We start from the raw sequence: 17213 nt of genomic DNA on the forward strand, positions 1-17213 counted from the left end.
ATATGGCACCCAAACATGCCCAAGACATCCTCAGTTAGACTCACCGACACTTCTGTCAAAAACCTGAAACCGCAGGGTAGAAGGTTTGAAGTATTCGATGCCCAAGTTCCGGGCTTCGGGGTCCGCGTAGCGCCTAGCGGACGCATAACGTGGATTGCCTTTGGGCGCCAGCATGGGCGGCGTGCTCGAGCGACGCTTGGTACATACCCAGCGATGTCTTTGGCCGAGGCCCGATTGGCCGCTACCGAGGCCCTTAAGGCGATGCGTGACGGTGTTTTCTCGAGCGATAAATCATCCCGACTGTTTGAGGACGTCCTCTTGGATTGGTACGACCGCGAACAACGGCAACGCAGAAGCTTTAAGCAAGTTGAGACTGCAATAAAACTTCACGTGCTGCCACATCTAAAAGGCCGAGAAATTCAGGATATTCGCAAATCTGATCTGGTCCGTATCATCGATCGCGTGGCAGACAGTGGCGCACGAACACAAGCCAATCGAGTGCGGGCGTTTGTGACGCGTTTCTTCAATTGGGCAGCCGAACGGGACCTGATCGAGCACTCTCCTGCTGCATCACTGCCCAAGGTCCAAGGAGAAAGGTCTCGCGACCGTGTGTTGACCGAGTCTGAGCTACGGTCGGTGTGGCATGCGGCTGACGCTATCGGCTACCCGTTCGGGCCGATCGTGAAGCTTCTGATCCTCACAGCGCAGAGGCGTGACGAGGTGGCTGGGATGACGTGGAGCGAGCTGGACTTGGATCGGGCAACTTGGACCATCGGAGCAGAACGCGCAAAGAACGGTCAGGCGCACACCGTTCATCTATCACCTGCGGCGCAGGCCATCTTGGAACAGATACCGCAGCGTTTGGACAGCGATTTTGTTTTTACGACAACGGGAAAGAGCGCTGTCTCAGGCTTTTCGAAAGCGAAAGCGCGGCTGGACAAACTCTCCGCTGTAAACGAATGGCGGCTGCATGATCTGCGGCGCACAGCTGCGACGATGATGGCCGAGCAACTGGAGCTCAGCCATGTGATCGTCGACCGAATCTTGAACCACCGCAGTGGCGCGATTCGTGGCGTTGCCGCAGTTTATTTACGCGGTGAATATTTGAAAGAACGCGAGCATGCCTTGGGCTGTTGGAGCGAGTTTGTGCAGAAACTGGTTTCTGCACACAACTAGAAAACAATAATTATACAATAAAAGCAGATACTTGGTTCTTTTTAGCCCCTTGTGACGGTACGCACCTTTGTGCTACCTTATGAATGGAAATAGCGCACCGCGCCCGGGACATGTTGCCGGCCAACAGCATGCACAGGTCTTAACGCCAGCCGTTCAAATGGCGTTCCGGGAACGTACCGCCGGTAACGGGCACGCGGAGGTCTGACGCACACCCCTCCTCCCAATCTCAGCGTCTCCATGAAAACTGAATTTTGGAGGTGACCGATGCCCCCGTTTGTACCCCGGTACATTGGCCGTCCCGAGTTGCTCAAACAGCTTGGTATTTCCAAGGCTACGCTTTTGCGCTGGTCTAAAAAACGTGGCTTTCCTGCGGCGCTACCTGCGTCAGGAAAGATGCCGATTTATGACCTTCAAGAAGTCGACGCGTGGCTGCGGAATTCTCCGAACACGTAAATCCCATTCGCCGGGCTGCGCGGACGGGTAAAACGTGAGTTCACCGAATGGACGATTTACAGAGACGTCGCTGCGCGCCTTGGGCAAACACCTGAGGAATGAAAATGGCTAACATAACGATAGTAACCGCGACCAAGCCTACGCGTCTATCAAAAGGCTTTGAGCTTGATGACAATGGTCATCTAAAAACGCTACCCGGAGGCAACCTTATCACGGGTGCTGCCGAGGTGAAAGAAATCGCATCTCTGGAAGACTTGGCGGCGATCCTAAAACCGCTTACGTCAGCGAACGCCCTGATTTATGGGGTGCCAATCAATGAGGCCGAGCGGGTTGTGACCCGCAAAATGTTCGCTGATGCTGGAAGTCCCACTGGGGTGACTACACGTACCAACGATGCTTTCCAGTGGCCGAATGGTCTCGGTGTTTTGATGTTGGATTATGATCCCGACGACGAGGGTGACCCGCTGACCCGTGATGAACTCGTTTGGGAGATAAAGGCTGCCGCACCCGGTTTGGCTGATGCTGCTATGCTGTGGTGGTCTTCCGCTTCGTCATGCATATGGGCTGATGACAAAGAGTTGCGCGGCGTCCGGGGTCAGCGTCTCTACATACTGGTGAAGGATGCGAAGGATATTCCTCGCGCAGGCAAAGCGCTTTTTGACCGTCTTTGGTTGGCGGGCCGGGGATATATCAAGATTAGCAAATGCGGCTCGCTTTTGCCGCGTACGGACGTAGATGCAGCAGTGTGGCAGCCTTCCCGCTTCGATTTCGCGGGCGGTGCGGCATGTGCTGCAGGGCTTGATCAACGGCGAGGCGCCCCTGTCATCATTCCCGGCGCGGCGCAGATCATCGATACAGTAATCGCCTTGCCAGAGCTGACACCAGATGAACGGAAAAAGCTTTCAGCACTTCAGGTAGCAGCGAAGAGTGTGGTAGAACATGAGGCTGCTAGTGTCCGAGACGCGTGGGTCTCGGCGCGTGTGCACGAGATGCTCACAAGTGTGGACCGTGAAGACCCTGAAAAATTTGCAGAAGCCGAGCGCATCGCACGTCACGCTCTTGAAGCAAGTGTGTTGGCGGGTGATTTCGTGGTACCGGTCGAAGTCAACTCAAAGATTGAAATGGTCTCGGTTGCTATGCTGCTGAAGCATCGCGATCGCTATCACGGCGCTTTGACCTTGGATCCTTTGGAGCCTGAGTATGATGGCGGCCGGCTCGTAGGTCGGCTTTATCTGAAGCAAGCACGCCCCGTTCTGTATTCGTTTGCGCGCGGGGGGAGGACCTTCAACCTGCAACGCGCCCGCGTGCGGGTTCAACTGGTGAAGGGCCGCACTGCCGAGGCTGCAACAGAGACATTGGATCTTTTACGCAATGATCCCGTTGTCTTTGATTTCGGCGGCCAGCTCGTCTTGGTCGATAAAGGGCGCCCCCACCCCTTGTGTGAACACACGTTAGCTCACCATTTGGGCAGTGTAGCGCAGTACTGGCGCGCCACAAAAAAGGGTGATGGCGAGCGTCAGAACGATGTGGACCCACCTGCTACGCTATTGAAGATGATTATCTCTTTAGGCGAGCGCCGCGGCCTCAAACAGCTTGAGGGCGTAATTTCTGCTCCAACGATCCGGCTGGACGGTAGCGTCTTGGATACACCCGGCTACGACAGCAAAACAAAGCTTCTCTATGATCCGGGAGAGGACGACGGGCCCAAGATTCCAGTCGCTCCCACTATCGCGGATGCGCACGAGGCACTTGCCATACTGCTGGAGCCGTTCAAGGAATTTCCATTTGTAACGCCGCAGGCAAAAGGCGCGTTGCTCGCAGCGCTCCTAACCGCAGCGGTGCGGCCTGTACTCCCGACTTCCCCGGCATTTGGGTTTGATGCGCCAATTCAAGGCAGTGGGAAGACTTTGCTTGCGTCTTGCATCGGTGCGCTGACCGAAGGCAGGAGCCCCGAAGTATGGCCGCATACGCAGGGCCGTGACGACGAAGAAACCCGGAAACGTTTATTCACAGCCCTGCGGGGTGGCAAACGTGCTCTTGTCTGGAACAATGTCGTGGGCACACTGGATAGTGCCAGTATGGCATCGTTCATTACCAGCGAAGCGATGGCGGATCGAGTGTTGGGGAAGTCGGAGAGTATTCGCATCCCGAACAGAGCTATGCTTATCCTCACTGGAAACAATTTATGTCTGGCTGGCGACCTGCCGCGCCGCGTCATCATTTCGCGGATTGATCCCGAGACAGATCAACCGTTCGCCCGTGAATTCGCGTGTGATCCATTGGAGTACGTCCTCCAAAACCGGGTGAAGATGTTGGCGGCGGCATGTACCCTGATCCGGGCAAGATACGCAAACGCAAAAGAGCGCGCACCCGGACGGCTTGCATCCTTTGAGGGTTGGGATGATCTGGTTCGGCAGACCGTCGTGTGGGTGGATACTACGCTTGAGCCTATGGCTTTCGGAGATCCGATGGACCTGATCCGTGCTGCGCAGGCAGAAGATCCAGTAGCAGATGCTTTGTTTGCGTTACTGGACGCTTTGAAGGCCAAGTTTAATGACAGTGAATTCAACGCGAAGGAAGTTCAGGCCGCATCAGAGTTTCAGGGTTTTGAGACTCCACTTGCTTCTGCGTTGCGAGATATTGGTGGTGATCGGGCGAGCGTGTCGGTGAAAAGTATTGGGAAAATTCTAAAATATCGCGAGGGCCGTATCATTCACGGTCTTCGCCTGACCGGACGCCACGATCCCCGTACCAACACCCGTGTTTATCGGGTCATCAGTGATCGCCCTGATTTGGATGCTGAGCGAGCGTGCATGCATGATGATGGCTGTGAGATTGAGCAGCAGAACGAAAAAACCGGCGTGCGGCAGTGGAATATGTTTGAGGGGCTCGAATGAGAGGGTGCTGGTATGTTCGGAGGATCGGAGATGTCCGGCCGCGTGGCGCGGCGCTGCCGGGAGTACTGGATTTACCGGGTTTATTTCCAGTCACACGGAAATCAATTTTAAACGGATGCGCATATAGCCACGGGCAGAGTTGGATATAAACCCGACAAACCCGGCATTCCCGGTAAAACATGCTGACAAGACCGTTGGAACGGCGCCTTAACGTCTAATCAAATTGATCCCGCCACCCCGGCTTCAACCAACCGCGAGCCAAGGCCAGACCTTCAATGTCGCGCAGCTCCGCCCGGATCTCCCGCCCGACCTGAGCCCGCCGCTTTGCCTCAGCGCGCGCCTCTTTCGTCAGCCGCCCGTGCTTCAGCTGCGCCGTTGCGATCCTCGCGCGTCCGGCCTCGGTCCGTGGTCCGGTGCTCGATCCACCATGATTGCGGCAGCGCGACCGGCCTTTCATGGCGGCCTTTTTGCACGGTGTGCCTGCCCGTGTTTTGGCCCCGCAGCGGCGGCCCGGCCAATCAGGCCCAAAGCGCGTGGGTTTGCCGATCTGATTGCCTTTGGTGAACATGAAAGCTCCTCGACATGGTCCCTTCTACGGAGTGTTACTCTATAACACATATTTATTTGAGTGCAGAGGCCGAGTTCCAAGAACCTTGTACCCCGGACCACGGGACGCACGGCAAATTCCTCGGTCCGCGGCACGTGGCCGACAGCTAAGGAACAGACTTCACGTTCCGTGGCCTCTTTCTTGCGCTTTGCAAGGGTCCTGAGGCGATGGCCGGCGGGTCGTTGATCAGCCTGCAACTGAAGCTGATTAAGATCGGGGCACGCGTCGTGCGCCACGCCCGCGCCATCACCTTCCAACTGGCCGAGGTGGCCTTCACCGGTCCGATGGTGCGCGCCATCCTCGTCGCCATCCGCCGATTGCGAGCGCCAGCGCTATGCCCATGACCGCGATCCAAGCCAAAACTGAATGAAAGCGGCAGAACAAGTCTGCCCGATGCGCTGAAAAATTCCGCCTATGGGTTAGGAGCCGACGGTTTCCCGGTCTGATCTGCCACGTCCCAGCAGTTGGACCAACCGCAGAGGCCACTTGGCGTGAAAAAGGCTTGCTAATCGACCAGATTCAGGCGAAACCGCAGTCGGCAGGCCACTTGTGGGATGTCGGTTTCACAGACAAGCGGATGGTGCGCACCCGATGAGCCAGATTGGCTATCGTAGAGAGCTGGATGGAATACGCGCTGTCGCGGTGACGAGCGTGCTGCTTTTCCATCTGGGTTTTCCGGCGATGGCGGGGGGCTTTGTCGGGGTCGACGTGTTCTTCGTGTTGTCGGGCTACCTGATCTGCGGGCAGATTTACCTGCAGCTCGGCGACGGCAGCTACAGTGCGACCGAGTTCTTTGCCCGGCGCATTCGGCGCCTGTCGACGGCCTATTTCGTGTGTTTTTTTGTAACGGCTTTGATAGCACAGGCCCTATTCCTGCACTCGGAACTGGACATGCTGTTCCGCAACTTTCTGGGCTCTATCACCTTTACCAACAATTTCAACCTCTTGCACAGCCAAGGCTATTTCAACTATTCGGCGCACGAGAATCCATTCCTGCACACCTGGTCGCTGTCGATTGAAGAGCAGTTCTACATCGTGCTGCCCTTGATCGTGCTGTTGCTTCAGCGCAGCCAGACCGCGTTCGCCCGGGTCTTGGGGTTGATTTTCGTGCTGACGCTTGCACTGACGCTGTTTTCGGGCGACTTGATCCATGACCGCGAGGAACGGTTCTTTTCCTCTCTCTTCCGCGCGTGGGAACTGGCGGCTGGTGCGCTGGTCTTTATCGCAATGCAGCGATTTGCGCATCTGCCTCGCTGGCCTGTGCTGGCGCTGGTCGGGCTGGTGCTGGTGATCGCGCCTGTGGGTCTGATTGACGAAAGTTATCTCTATCCCGGCTGGGCCACGCTGATGCCGGCCATGGGCACGGCGTTGTTGCTTTATGCGGCGCACCCTGCCAGCTCGCGCACCGCGCGGGTGCTGGGCACGCGGCCGATGGTCTATGTCGGGCGGATTTCCTATGGCACGTATATCTGGCATTGGCCGCTGATCGTTTTCGCGCAGTACGTTGACGTCTACATGACGGATGTGATCCGCACCGGCCTGTTCTTTGCGGCACTTGGGCTGGGCGCGCTGTCCCACCACCTGATCGAAGCGCCCGTCCGGCGTTGGGACACCGCCCACCACAAGGGGCGGCTTTACCGGTTGTTTGCTGTGCAGACAGCGATCCTGCTGGTGCTGACAGGGTATATTTACCAGCAGGCGAACCGGGTCGATCTTGACGAGGATGCGGCCGTCGCTCGGATCAAGGCGGCGAGGGATGCGCATCATGCACGCTGGCAGAACTGCTGGGGAAAGACCGAACCCGCGGATTTCTGCCCCGTCGGAAATCTCGCGGAGGTGCCGGATTTCGTAGTCTGGGGCGACAGCATGGTCAACAGCGCGGTTCCGGCCTTCGATGCCTATGCGCATGGCAGCAATCAAGGCGGGTACGTCTTGCCGACGCCGGGATGTGCGCCGCTGTTTGGCGTTGTGCGCGATCATTCCGGGGCCGAGGGTTGTCGCAACGTCAATCGCGCCATCCTGGCCTATCTGGACCAGGCGCCGCCGATGCAGGTGATCCTGTTTGCGCGCTGGCCCTTCTATGCCGAAGGCTATGGCAATGTCACAAGAACGCATTCCGCCCCGGTCGGACTTCTGGATGACAGCGGGGCGCGCACCGGCGCTCATCCGTTCGACGGATTCGCCCTGGCCCTGCGCGAGACGCTGCGCCGCATTCCCGAAAAGCACAGCGTGACGATCATCGGCACTGTGCCCGATTACCCTTATTCCGTGCCGGATGCGATGTTGAAGGACATGCGTTTTGGCCGGGTACGTCCACCGGCGACGCGCCTGACCTTCGAGGCCGAGGCCGGGCGCACGATTGCCGTGATGCAGCGCGTTGCGCGGGACATGGGCACGCGGCTGGTGGAGCCGGACCGGGTGTTCTGCCCCTATGAGACCTGTCTGCAGGAGATCGACGGCGATCCGCTTTATGCCGATCACACGCATTTGTCGGCACGCGGGAACGTCTTGCTGCTTGACGTGTTGCTCAAGGACCTGCCACGGCGTGATTGAAGGCCCGAATGGGTGCGGCGCCTACCTGTGGGGTCGATCTTGATCCGCCTGGGCCAGACCGCGCGGATATGATCGGGCAGGGCGCGCGCTACACCTTCCTCTCTGAAACAACAGCACCATACTCTGGTACCAACGGGAGGGGCGGGCTATTCCATAAAATACACGCACTAACTTTCTTGATTGAGTTCTGGAACGGAATAATGCTGCAATACCTTAACTATCCGGTTCTTTTCGTTCAACAACCGAGCAACTTCCAACGGGCGGTTTGGAGTGTCCGCCAATTCAGGTCCACGTACCAAAAGCCAAGGCTTCAGCTGCCCGCAACTCGTTCACTGCACCAATTGGTCGCTGGTAAGCAAAAGCAGTAACTTGCGGCTGGGGCCTCGAAGCGGTAACGCAACCCCCCTTTCCCCACCCGTCAGGGCCCCGCGGTCTTTGCGTGTCAGTCCACGGATAGTTGTTCTTGGTTCATTCTAAAAAACGGCCTGTAGGGTTTTTCGTTGTGTCGACTCGTCCCACCACTCAATCGGCAATTTTGCCGTAGAAACGTAGAAAATCCCTTTTAATCCCTTTTTTGTCATTTCTGTACAATGACTTAACTGTTCTACACTTTTTCTACTTCAGGTGTATCGTTCTACACCTAAAACGTAGAAAATACATCTCGCAACTGCGGGTATTTACTTTTTCTCAACTCAAAGTTTCACCTAACCTAACAAAAAAAGACTATAGGGGCGCAGATTTACCAAATGGTTAAAATCTTGTGGCACCTTGAGTGTACCGACTTGTTGTCGTCATATACGCACTCCGCCGCGGCATATGGAAGATTATTATGCCAAGGCGCAAGGCCCCAGCCCTGTGGACCAAGCTGCGCGGACCACGTATCACGGACCTTGCGGCGTCTTCTCTGGACCTCAGAGCTGCTAGCCTTCATCTTGGACCTCAACCCACAACCAAGCCTCTCCGACCTCTATCCCCGCACCTCGGCCCAAACACATCGTCCCACGGACCACGGGCCAAGGACCTTGGTCGAGGATTCTTCCAAACACCAAATGAAATTACCGATAGCTGTACCTGCGCTCGTATCAACCAAGGGCGTTCTCCAGACGCAGGGGCGCCGCTTTAGGGGGGGATGGGGGGGGGCGCCCATTGGTCCGTGGCTGGGTGGCAAACGGCCCAAGTAACCCCTCAACAGGCAACACATGCTACAGCAGCACCCAGCTCCAAGGTCCGAGGAACTTGCTGCACGCGCCTCGGGCCACGGATAGCAGTTCTTGGGCATTGGTGTATGACGTCAGGCCCTTGGGCCACGGACCGTGGATCATGGTATTTGTTACGCGGACCTTGGAAGCTGGGCTAGAGAGACAGCGCAGCCTCCGCCACGCAAGACCCAAACAGAACTATCCATCGTAAAATCTGCCGTTCGATCAACCAAGGGGTCTGAGCAAGCCGCAGGGGGCGGTTTTCGGGGGGATGGGGGTGGCGGTTGGTCCGTGGTCAAAGTGTTGAGGGGCTGAAGTAACCCCGATGGGCTTTCGAAAATACCAAGCTCGGTGGAGCCTAACCAAGGGAGTAAGCTGCTTGAGAATGCGAGATTCTTTTGCTGCTTTCCGGGCTTGGAATAATTATTTTTGGCACCCATATGGCACCCGCGCAAACAGATGAGCCGCTAAATTCCGACCTAAGTCATTGATTTATATGGCGATCCCGCGAGGACTCGAACCCCGAACCTGCTGATTAGAAGTCAGCTGCTCTATCCAGTTGAGCTACGGGACCGCTTGAGTTTTCGTTTAGCGGGGTCTGGGGCTGAGATCAAAGGCAAATCGCCGGGCATCAGGCGAAGGGATCATCCGGGTAGCCGACGCCAGCCAGATAAAGGCCGTACGGCGGGCAGACCGGGCCGCATGCGGCGCGGTTGCGGGCCTCAAGCGCGCATTTCACATCCTCGGGTGCCCATGCGCCTGCCCCGACCCGCTCCAAGGTGCCCACGAAACTGCGCACTTGGTTGTGCAGGAAGGAGCGGGCGCGCAGATGGAAATGGATTTCCGGGCCTGCGAGGCCTTGCGCCTCGGAAATCTCAAGCGCGTCGAGGGTTTTGACCGGGCTTTTCGCCTGACAGATGGTTGAGCGGAAGGTGGTGAAATCATGGTGCCCGATAAGGTGGGCCGCCCCTGCGCGCATGGCGTCGGCGTCCAAAGGCTGTGACACTTGCCAGACCAGCCCTTTGTCGTGGGTGGCTGGCGCGCGGCGCATCAGCAAGCGGAAGAAATAGCGCCGTTCGAGGGCGGAAAACCGGGCGTGCCAATCCTCGTCTACCTGTGCGCAATCGATGATCGCCACGGGATCGGGTTTGAGGTGGTAGTTGAGCGCCTCGGACAGCCTGAAAGGTGTCCAGTCTTTCTCCAAATCGCAATGCGCCACCTGCGCCAAGGCATGGACGCCGGCATCAGTGCGCCCTGCGGCGGCGATGGTATGATCGCGCGGTTCCAGCTTGGCCAAGGCGGCCTCGATCGCGCCTTGCACTGAAGGCTGGTCGGCCTGCCGCTGCCAGCCTGCGAAGGGGCCGCCGTGGTATTCGACTTTGAGCGCGTATCTGGGCATAGCGGGGCATTTAGCGTGGCGCGGATGGGGGAACAATCCCCCAAAGCTCCCCTCTGGTATCGCGCGGGTTGCGTGGCTATCTTCAAGGCAAGACGGGCAAGGGGGCAGGTCTTTTGATCATCACCGATATCGCCGATGGCCTGACACGCGGGGTCGAGAATGTGACCGACACCCTGTCGGAGACATTCTTTGAGCCGGTTGTCCGGCTGGGTGTCACGGGGCTCAGCCGTGCGGGAAAAACCGTTTTCATCACCTCGCTTGTTGCGAATTTGATGAACAGGGGGCGGATGCCGGGGCTTGTCGCCGCCGCCGATGGCCGGATTAGCGCGGCCTTCTTGCAGCCACAGCCCGACGATACGGTACCGCGTTTCGATTACGAGGCGCATTTGGCTGCCGTGACCGGGCAAGACCCCCGTTGGCCCGAAAGCACGCGGGCGGTGTCGGAGCTGCGTTTGTCGCTTCGGGTGCAGGCCACGGGGCTTTTGGGCGGGCTTTCGGGGCCGCGCACCGTGCATCTGGATATCGTGGATTACCCCGGCGAGTGGCTGCTTGATCTGGCGCTCTTGGACAAGACCTATGCCCAGTGGTCCGAGGAAGTTTTGACCCGGATCGAGGCGCGCCCTCAGTCGGAGGACTATTTGGCGCAGGCCAAGGCCGCCGATGCGGCCAGCAAGTTGGAGGAACCCGTGGCGCAGGGGTTGGCGCGGGGGTTTACCGAATACTTGCAGGAGGCGCGGCTGGCCGGATTTTATGACTGCACGCCGGGGCGCTTTTTGCTTCCCGGGGATTTGGCGGGCTCTCCCGCGATCACCTTTGCACCACTTCCCGCGCCCGACAGCCCGCCGCGCAAGTCCCTGTGGCGGGAGATGGAGCGTCGGTTCGAGGCCTATAAGGCGCAGGTGGTCAAACCCTTCTTTCGCGATCATTTCGCGCGGATCGACCGGCAGGTTGTTCTGGTCGATGCTTTGGGGGCCATTCACAGTGGCCCGCAGGCGGTGGAGGACATGCGCCGCGCCATGGCGGAGATTCTGGGCGCATTCCGGCCCGGCAAGAACGCCTTTCTGTCGCGGCTTTTGCTGGGGCAGCGGGTGGAAAAAATCCTGTTTGCCGCCACCAAGGCCGACCATCTGCATCACAGCCAACACGCCCGCCTGACCAACATCATGGCGGCCCTGACCCGCGATGCCCGCGACCGGGCGGATTTTGCCGGGGCCGAGACACAGGCCATGGCATTGGCCGCGCTGCGCGCCACGGTCGAGGAAACCATCGACCATGATGGCACGCCCTTGGACTGCGTGCGCGGGCGGCTGTTGAGCAGCGGCAAACAAGCGGCCTTTTATCCCGGTGATCTGCCGCAAGACCCCGCGCGCCTTTTGGGGCCAGCGCGGGAGGGGGCGGAAAAATGGCTGGATGCGGATTACGAGGTGATGAATTTCGCGCCTGCCAAGCTGTCGCTCAGGCCCGGGGAAGGGCCGCCGCATATCCGGCTGGATCGGGCGGCGCAGTTCCTGATCGGGGACAAGCTATGAGGTTGGGGCAGGGGCATATCGGCCATGTGCCGCGGCTTTTGGCGATCTTGTGGGCCTTCACGCGCGGCACGGCGTGGTTGCCGAAAGTTCGCTCGCGTTTCACCGATCTGCGGATGATCTGCACGGTCCTTCGGCGGGGCTGGGTGCGGGTGGCCTATGAGGGCGCGCGCCCCGTTGGGTTTATCGTGCGCGAAGACAGCCGGATCCATGCGCTTTATGTCCACCCAAAGGCGCAGGGGCGCGGTGTGGGACATGCGCTTTTGCAGGAAGCCAAGGCCGAGGTGGGGCATCTGGATTTATACGTTTTGCAGCAAAACCGGGGCGCTTGGGCGTTTTATGCGCGCGAAGGCTTTGCCGAGGCCGGGCGCGGTATCGGTGCGGGCAATGATGAGAACTTGCCGGATTTGCGGATGATCTGGCACGCGCAGGAGGCGCTTTGACATGACCAAGGGGCCGATCCTGATTGATTTGGAAGGCAAGGAGGCCGCAGCGAGGCCGGATAGCGCGCCGCCCGTGCCCGACCCCGAAATGCCGGTGCCGCCCGAGGGGCGTGCGATGCAGACGGTGGCGACCTTGGCGGCGCGCCGCCCGTCGCGTTTGGCGAGGCTGTTTTGGGGGCTTTTGCTGACCATTTTGGGCGCGGTTATTTCGGTGGCCGCGTGGGATTTCGTCACCGGGTTGATCGCGCGCTCGCCTGTTTTGGGCTATGCCATAACCGGCCTGATCGCGGCCTTCGTCGTGGTCTTGCTGGTCATCGCGCTAAAGGAGTTGGCGGCGTTCTCGCGGCTGTCGCGGATGGACCGTTTGCACCGGCAGGCCGAGGAGGCGCTTGGCGAAGAGGATTTGGCCAAGGCGCGCGCCGTGGTCCGCGACCTCAACGCGCTTTACAAGGGGCGGGAGGATACCCGTTGGGGCCGCGATAAACTGGCCGAGTTGCAGGGCGATCAATTCGATGCCTCTGGCCTTCTGGGTTTGGCCGAGGCGGAGGTTCTGGCCCCCTTGGATGCCGCCGCCGCGCGTGAGATCGAAGCCGCCGCCCGCCAAGTGGCAACGGTGACCGCTGTTGTGCCACTGGCCTTGGCCGATGTGGTGGCCGCATTAACGTCAAACCTGCGGATGATCCGGCGGATTGCCGAGATCTACGGCGGGCGGTCCGGTACTCTTGGCAGTTGGCGCTTGGCGCGGGCGGTGATGACCCATTTGGTGGCCACCGGGGCCGTCGCCGTGGGCGATGACCTGATCGGTTCGGTCGCGGGGGGCGGGGTTTTGTCGAAAATCTCGCGCCGCTTTGGTGAGGGGGTGGTGAACGGTGCGCTGACCGCCCGCGTTGGCGTGGCCGCGATGGAGGTCTGCCGCCCCTTGCCGTTCACGCGGGGCAAGCGGCCCTCGGTCACCGGCTTGGTCAAACGCGCGCTGACCGGGTTGTTTGGCCGGGCCGCATGATGCGTTTCGGCAATGGCCCCCGTTCATCATTCGTGTTAGGCCAAAGCTATGAGCCAAATGCCCTCCAAAGACGAAATCCTGCAATGGATTTCGGATAACCCGACCCTCACCTCGAAACGCGATATCGCCAAGGCCTTTGGCATCAAGGGCGCTGCGCGGATCGACCTCAAGCGTATCCTCAAGGAGCTTGAGGAAGGTGGCCATCTTGAGAAGCGCAAGAAGACCTATCGCGACCCGGACAAACTGCCGCCGGTGAGCGTGTTGCAGGTTTCGGGCATGACAAATGACGGGGAGCTTCTGGCCAAGCCCTTGGAATGGCAGGGCGAGGGCGTAGAGCCTGTTGTACTGTTGATCCCGCGTGCCAGTGATCCGGCACTTGGCGAGGGCGACCGTATCTTGGCCCGGCTGCAAGAGGTGAAGGGCGAGGATCACCATTACGAGGCGCGGCTTATTCGCCGGATCGGGGCCAACCCGCGCAAGGTGCTGGGGATATTCCGCAAGCGCTCGGAAGGCGGGCGGATCGTGCCCATCGACAAGGGCGACGGCAAGGAATGGCAGGTGCCCGAGGATGCCACAGGCGGCGCCAAGGATGGCGAGTTGGTCGAGGCCGAACAATCCGGCCCCAAGGGCCGGATGGGCCTGCCGCGCGCGCGGGTGGTGGAGCGGTTGGGCGACCCGTCAGAGCCCAAGGCGGTGTCGCTCATTGCCATTCATCAGCACGGGATTCCCGATGATTTCCCAGACGAGGTGATCGCCGAGGCCGACCGCATGAAACCCGCGGGCCTCAAGGGGCGCGAGGATATGCGGGATATGCCGCTTGTCACCATCGACCCAAGCGATGCCCGCGACCACGATGATGCGGTTTGGGCGCATGACGATGACGACCCCAAGAACGAAGGCGGCTATGTGATCTGGGTCGCGATTGCCGATGTGGCGCATTACGTCACGCCCGGTAGTGCATTGGATGGTGAGGCCCGCAAGCGCGGAAATTCCAGTTACTTCCCCGACCGCGTGGTGCCGATGTTGCCGGATCGGCTGTCGGGTGACCTGTGTTCGCTGCACGAAGGGGTGCCGCGTGCCTGTATCGCCGTGCGGATGCAGATTGCCGCGAATGGCGAAAAGGTGGGGCACAGGTTTGTGCGCGGGCTCATGCGCTCGGCGGCGTCCCTTAATTACCAACAGGTACAGGCCGCCATGGACGGGGAGCCGGATGAGCAATGCGGCCCGCTGATGGAGGATGTGATCCGCCCGCTTTACGGTGCCTACGGGGCGCTTGAAAAGGCCCGCGCGCGGCGGCAGCCGCTCAATCTGGACCTGCCGGAGCGCAAGGTGATCCTGAGCGAGGAGGGCAAAGTTCTGTCGGTGAATTTCGCCGACCGTCTGGATGCCCATAAGCTGATCGAGGAATTCATGGTGCTGGCCAATGTGGCCGCCGCCGAAACCTTGATCGCCAAGAAATCGCCGCTGCTGTTCCGGGTGCATGAAGAACCCTCGCCCGAGAAGCTGGACACCCTGCGCGATGTGGCCGATGCGGCGGGCCTGACGCTGGCCAAGGGGCAGGTGCTGAAAACCGCGCATCTCAATGCGTTGCTAGAGGCCGCCGAGGACACCGATCATTCCGAAGTGATCAACATGTCCACCCTGCGGTCGATGACGCAGGCGTATTATGCGCCCAGCAATTTCGGGCACTTCGGCCTTGCATTGCAGGCCTATGCGCATTTCACCTCACCCATCCGGCGCTATGCGGATCTGGTGGTGCATAGGGCGTTGATTCTGGCGCATGGCTGGGGCGACGACGGGTTGCGCCCGCAGGATATCGACAAACTGGAGACAACGGCACAGCATATTTCCGACACCGAGCGACGGTCGATGACCGCCGAGCGGGATACAACCGACCGCTATCTTGCTGCCTTCCTGTCGGAACGGGTGGGCGAGGAATTTACCGGGCGGATCAATGGCATCGCCAAGTTTGGGGCCTTCGTGAAGCTGGATGAAACCGGGGCCGACGGGTTGATCCCGGTGCGGTCCTTGGGGCGGGAGTTTTTCCATTTTGACCGGGATGCCGGCACGCTGATGGGGGACGATACGGGCCTGACCATCCAGTTGGGCCAGCGGGTGACGGTGAAACTATCGGAGGCGGCACCGGTGACGGGCGGGATCGCGCTTGAGCTGATCAGCATCGAAGGCGAGAAGATGCCGCGCGGCCCAGCCAAGGGGCGGGGCAAGCCGCCCCGACGCAAGCAGGCCAAGGCCAAAAGGAAGGCTGATAAGACCAAACGCAAGGTGAAGCGAAGCCGCCGCTAGGCAAGTCGGCGATGTTTCGCGGCGGTTGGTAAGTTTTCTTTCGATTCGAGAATATTCGCGCTACCATGGCCTAAAACCCAGAAACAAAGGGGTCGAGCAATGCCAAATGGTGGTGTTTGGTCCGCACTTGTGGCCATGTCTGCTGTAACAATGGCGCATGCCGCGCCGGTCGAAACCTCTTTGCGACCACAGGCGAGACCGGGATCGGGGCTGATCAGCGAAGCGGCGATCATGGTGATCGATACACCTGTCAGCAGTCTGCGCCCGGTGGCGCGCCCCTCGGATTTGGGCGCCGATGCAAATGTGCTTCAGGTATCGACCTCGAACCGGGCGTTCCAGCGGTGGATTGATGGGTTCCGGGGCCGCGCGCGGGCGCAAGGCATCAGTTCGCGGGTGTTCGACCAAGCCTTTCGTGACGTCCGCTACAACACCAGCGTGATCCAGAAAGACCGCAACCAATCGGAATTCACCAAGAAGATTTGGGATTACCTCGATAGCGCAACCAACCCTGTGCGTGTGCGCGACGGGCAGCAAATGCTGCGTCGTCATAGCCGGACGCTCAATGCGATCGAGCGGCGCTATGGTGTCGAGAAAGAGGTTGTCGTGGCCGTCTGGGGGATGGAAAGCTCCTATGGAGACAGGCGTGGAACATTGCCCGTGATCGAGTCCCTCGCGACCTTGGCCTTTGATGGGCGGCGTGGAAAATTCTTTGAATCTCAACTGGTTGCGGCTTTGAAAATCCTGCAGTCCGGGGATGTGACGCCGGGCAATATGAAGGGGTCATGGGCCGGGGCCATGGGCCATACGCAGTTTATCCCGACTTCCTACGAAGCCTATGCCGTGGATTTCACCGGGGATGGCAAACGCGACATCTGGTCGGATGATCCGACGGATGCCTTGGCCTCGACGGCGGCTTACCTGAAACGCTTTGGCTGGACCAAGGGGCAACCTTGGGGCGTTGAAGTGCGGGTGCCGCGCGGGTTTAGCCCGGGGCGTGCGAAACGCAGCAACACGGCGATGCCGTCTTATTGGGCGACACAAGGTGTTGTGGGGATGGATGGGGAACCCATACGAGATTTTGGGCAGGCCTCGATCATGCTTCCGGCGGGGACGGGGGGACCGGCCTTCATGGTGTTCGACAACTTCCGGGTCATTGAACGGTACAACAACGCCGATGCCTATGTGATCGGGGTGGGGCATCTTTCGGACCGGATCAAGGGTGGCCCGCCGATTCAGGCAAGTTGGCCGCGTGGGTATAAGCCCCTGAGCTTCAACGAGAAAAAGGAACTTCAGCGCCGGTTGAAACGAAAGGGCTTTGCCGTCGAAAAGATCGACGGTTTGATCGGGCCGAACACGGTGGGCGCGATTCAGGCCTTCCAACGCTCAATCGGTGTAAAGGCCGACGGGCACCCCAGTCAGACGGTTCTGGGACACCTGCGCCGCCGCTAAGGATTTTGTACGAGTCGTACGCTTTCCCCTCTGATTTCGTACGAAAACAAGGGTGTGCCGGAAAAGTTTCGTACGAAACGCGGGGAAACGGGCCACCGCGCGCCCGGATTCACCCTTTGGCAAGATGATCGTGCCAGCCTGATCCTGCGCAGGTTCGGAACCACGGAGGCGAAGGGCATGGATATCGGGCAACGGCAAGACCGA

11 protein-coding genes, 1 tRNA gene and 1 pseudogene are annotated in these 17213 nt (G+C 59.6%); 10 read left to right on the forward strand and 3 right to left on the reverse strand.

The genetic code is table 11. The features are described from left to right. The first annotated feature begins 15 nt into the window (after nucleotides 1-15). From QZ498_RS07485 to QZ498_RS07490, 3 genes are all read left to right on the forward strand, one after another. Nucleotides 16-1176: a site-specific integrase gene (locus tag QZ498_RS07485; protein ID WP_294621213.1), complete on the forward strand. Its 1161-nt coding sequence runs from the start codon at nucleotides 16-18 to the stop codon at nucleotides 1174-1176. Between the two features lie 264 nt (nucleotides 1177-1440). Further along, nucleotides 1441-1629, forward strand: coding sequence for a helix-turn-helix transcriptional regulator (locus QZ498_RS17060; protein WP_367117634.1), 189 nt, complete (start codon nucleotides 1441-1443; stop codon nucleotides 1627-1629). A gap of 98 nt (nucleotides 1630-1727) precedes the next feature. After that, nucleotides 1728-4526: a hypothetical protein gene (locus QZ498_RS07490; protein ID WP_294621215.1), complete on the forward strand. Its 2799-nt coding sequence runs from the start codon at nucleotides 1728-1730 to the stop codon at nucleotides 4524-4526. A 214-nt stretch (nucleotides 4527-4740) separates the two neighbouring features. Here the strand turns inward: QZ498_RS07490 and QZ498_RS07495 are convergent, their stop codons facing one another. Further along, nucleotides 4741-5094, reverse strand: a complete 354-nt coding sequence (locus tag QZ498_RS07495; RefSeq protein WP_294621216.1) for an HGGxSTG domain-containing protein — start codon at nucleotides 5092-5094, stop codon at nucleotides 4741-4743. Between the two features lie 197 nt (nucleotides 5095-5291). Here QZ498_RS07495 and QZ498_RS07500 point away from each other — a divergent pair. Together QZ498_RS07500 and QZ498_RS07505 are read left to right on the forward strand one after the other, a co-directional pair. Continuing rightward, nucleotides 5292-5477 (forward strand): annotated as a pseudogene (locus tag QZ498_RS07500) (transposase); the annotation flags it as partial. A gap of 247 nt (nucleotides 5478-5724) precedes the next feature. Next, nucleotides 5725-7686 carry an acyltransferase family protein gene (locus QZ498_RS07505; protein ID WP_294621217.1) on the forward strand — a complete coding sequence of 654 codons (1962 nt, stop codon included), beginning with the start codon at nucleotides 5725-5727 and terminating at the stop codon, nucleotides 7684-7686. A gap of 1696 nt (nucleotides 7687-9382) precedes the next feature. Here the strand turns inward: QZ498_RS07505 and QZ498_RS07510 are convergent. Together QZ498_RS07510 and truA are read right to left on the reverse strand one after the other, a co-directional pair. Continuing rightward, nucleotides 9383-9459: transfer RNA gene (locus QZ498_RS07510), tRNA-Arg, on the reverse strand. A gap of 57 nt (nucleotides 9460-9516) precedes the next feature. Continuing rightward, nucleotides 9517-10284, reverse strand: a complete 768-nt coding sequence (gene truA / locus QZ498_RS07515) for a tRNA pseudouridine(38-40) synthase TruA (protein WP_294621218.1) — start codon at nucleotides 10282-10284, stop codon at nucleotides 9517-9519. A 113-nt stretch (nucleotides 10285-10397) separates the two neighbouring features. Between truA and QZ498_RS07520 the strand changes: the two genes are divergently transcribed. From QZ498_RS07520 to QZ498_RS07540, 5 genes are all read left to right on the forward strand, one after another. Beyond that, nucleotides 10398-11813 carry a YcjX family protein gene (locus tag QZ498_RS07520; protein WP_294621278.1) on the forward strand — a complete coding sequence of 472 codons (1416 nt, stop codon included), beginning with the start codon at nucleotides 10398-10400 and terminating at the stop codon, nucleotides 11811-11813. After that, a complete protein-coding gene (locus QZ498_RS07525; RefSeq protein WP_294621219.1) occupies nucleotides 11810-12253 on the forward strand; it encodes a GNAT family N-acetyltransferase in 444 nt (147 codons plus the stop codon). The genes QZ498_RS07520 and QZ498_RS07525 overlap by 4 nt, the downstream gene beginning before the upstream one ends. A gap of 1 nt (nucleotide 12254) precedes the next feature. After that, a complete protein-coding gene (locus QZ498_RS07530; RefSeq protein WP_294621220.1) occupies nucleotides 12255-13256 on the forward strand; it encodes a YcjF family protein in 1002 nt (333 codons plus the stop codon). 48 nt (nucleotides 13257-13304) lie between these two features. Beyond that, nucleotides 13305-15560, forward strand: coding sequence for a ribonuclease R (gene rnr / locus QZ498_RS07535; protein WP_294621222.1), 2256 nt, complete (start codon nucleotides 13305-13307; stop codon nucleotides 15558-15560). 135 nt (nucleotides 15561-15695) lie between these two features. After that, nucleotides 15696-17009 carry a lytic murein transglycosylase gene (locus QZ498_RS07540; protein WP_294621223.1) on the forward strand — a complete coding sequence of 438 codons (1314 nt, stop codon included), beginning with the start codon at nucleotides 15696-15698 and terminating at the stop codon, nucleotides 17007-17009. The last annotated feature ends 204 nt before the right edge of the window (nucleotides 17010-17213 follow it).

It is taken from the genome of uncultured Roseovarius sp. (assembly GCF_913057115.1).
Classification (GTDB): Bacteria; Pseudomonadota; Alphaproteobacteria; order Rhodobacterales; family Rhodobacteraceae; genus Roseovarius.

Bases quoted from the DNA above. Each gene is read 5' to 3' on its own strand.
- QZ498_RS07495 (WP_294621216.1), bottom strand. From the start codon at position 5,094: ATGTTCACCAAAGGCAATCAGATCGGCAAACCCACGCGCTTTGGGCCT.
- truA (WP_294621218.1), bottom strand. From the start codon at position 10,284: ATGCCCAGATACGCGCTCAAAGTCGAATACCACGGCGGCCCCTTCGCA.
- QZ498_RS17060 (WP_367117634.1), top strand. From the start codon at position 1,441: ATGCCCCCGTTTGTACCCCGGTACATTGGCCGTCCCGAGTTGCTCAAA.
- QZ498_RS07490 (WP_294621215.1), top strand. From the start codon at position 1,728: ATGAAAATGGCTAACATAACGATAGTAACCGCGACCAAGCCTACGCGT.
- QZ498_RS07540 (WP_294621223.1), top strand. From the start codon at position 15,696: ATGTCTGCTGTAACAATGGCGCATGCCGCGCCGGTCGAAACCTCTTTG.
- QZ498_RS07485 (WP_294621213.1), top strand. From the start codon at position 16: ATGCCCAAGACATCCTCAGTTAGACTCACCGACACTTCTGTCAAAAAC.
- QZ498_RS07530 (WP_294621220.1), top strand. From the start codon at position 12,255: ATGACCAAGGGGCCGATCCTGATTGATTTGGAAGGCAAGGAGGCCGCA.
- rnr (WP_294621222.1), top strand. From the start codon at position 13,305: ATGAGCCAAATGCCCTCCAAAGACGAAATCCTGCAATGGATTTCGGAT.
- QZ498_RS07505 (WP_294621217.1), top strand. From the start codon at position 5,725: ATGAGCCAGATTGGCTATCGTAGAGAGCTGGATGGAATACGCGCTGTC.
- QZ498_RS07525 (WP_294621219.1), top strand. From the start codon at position 11,810: ATGAGGTTGGGGCAGGGGCATATCGGCCATGTGCCGCGGCTTTTGGCG.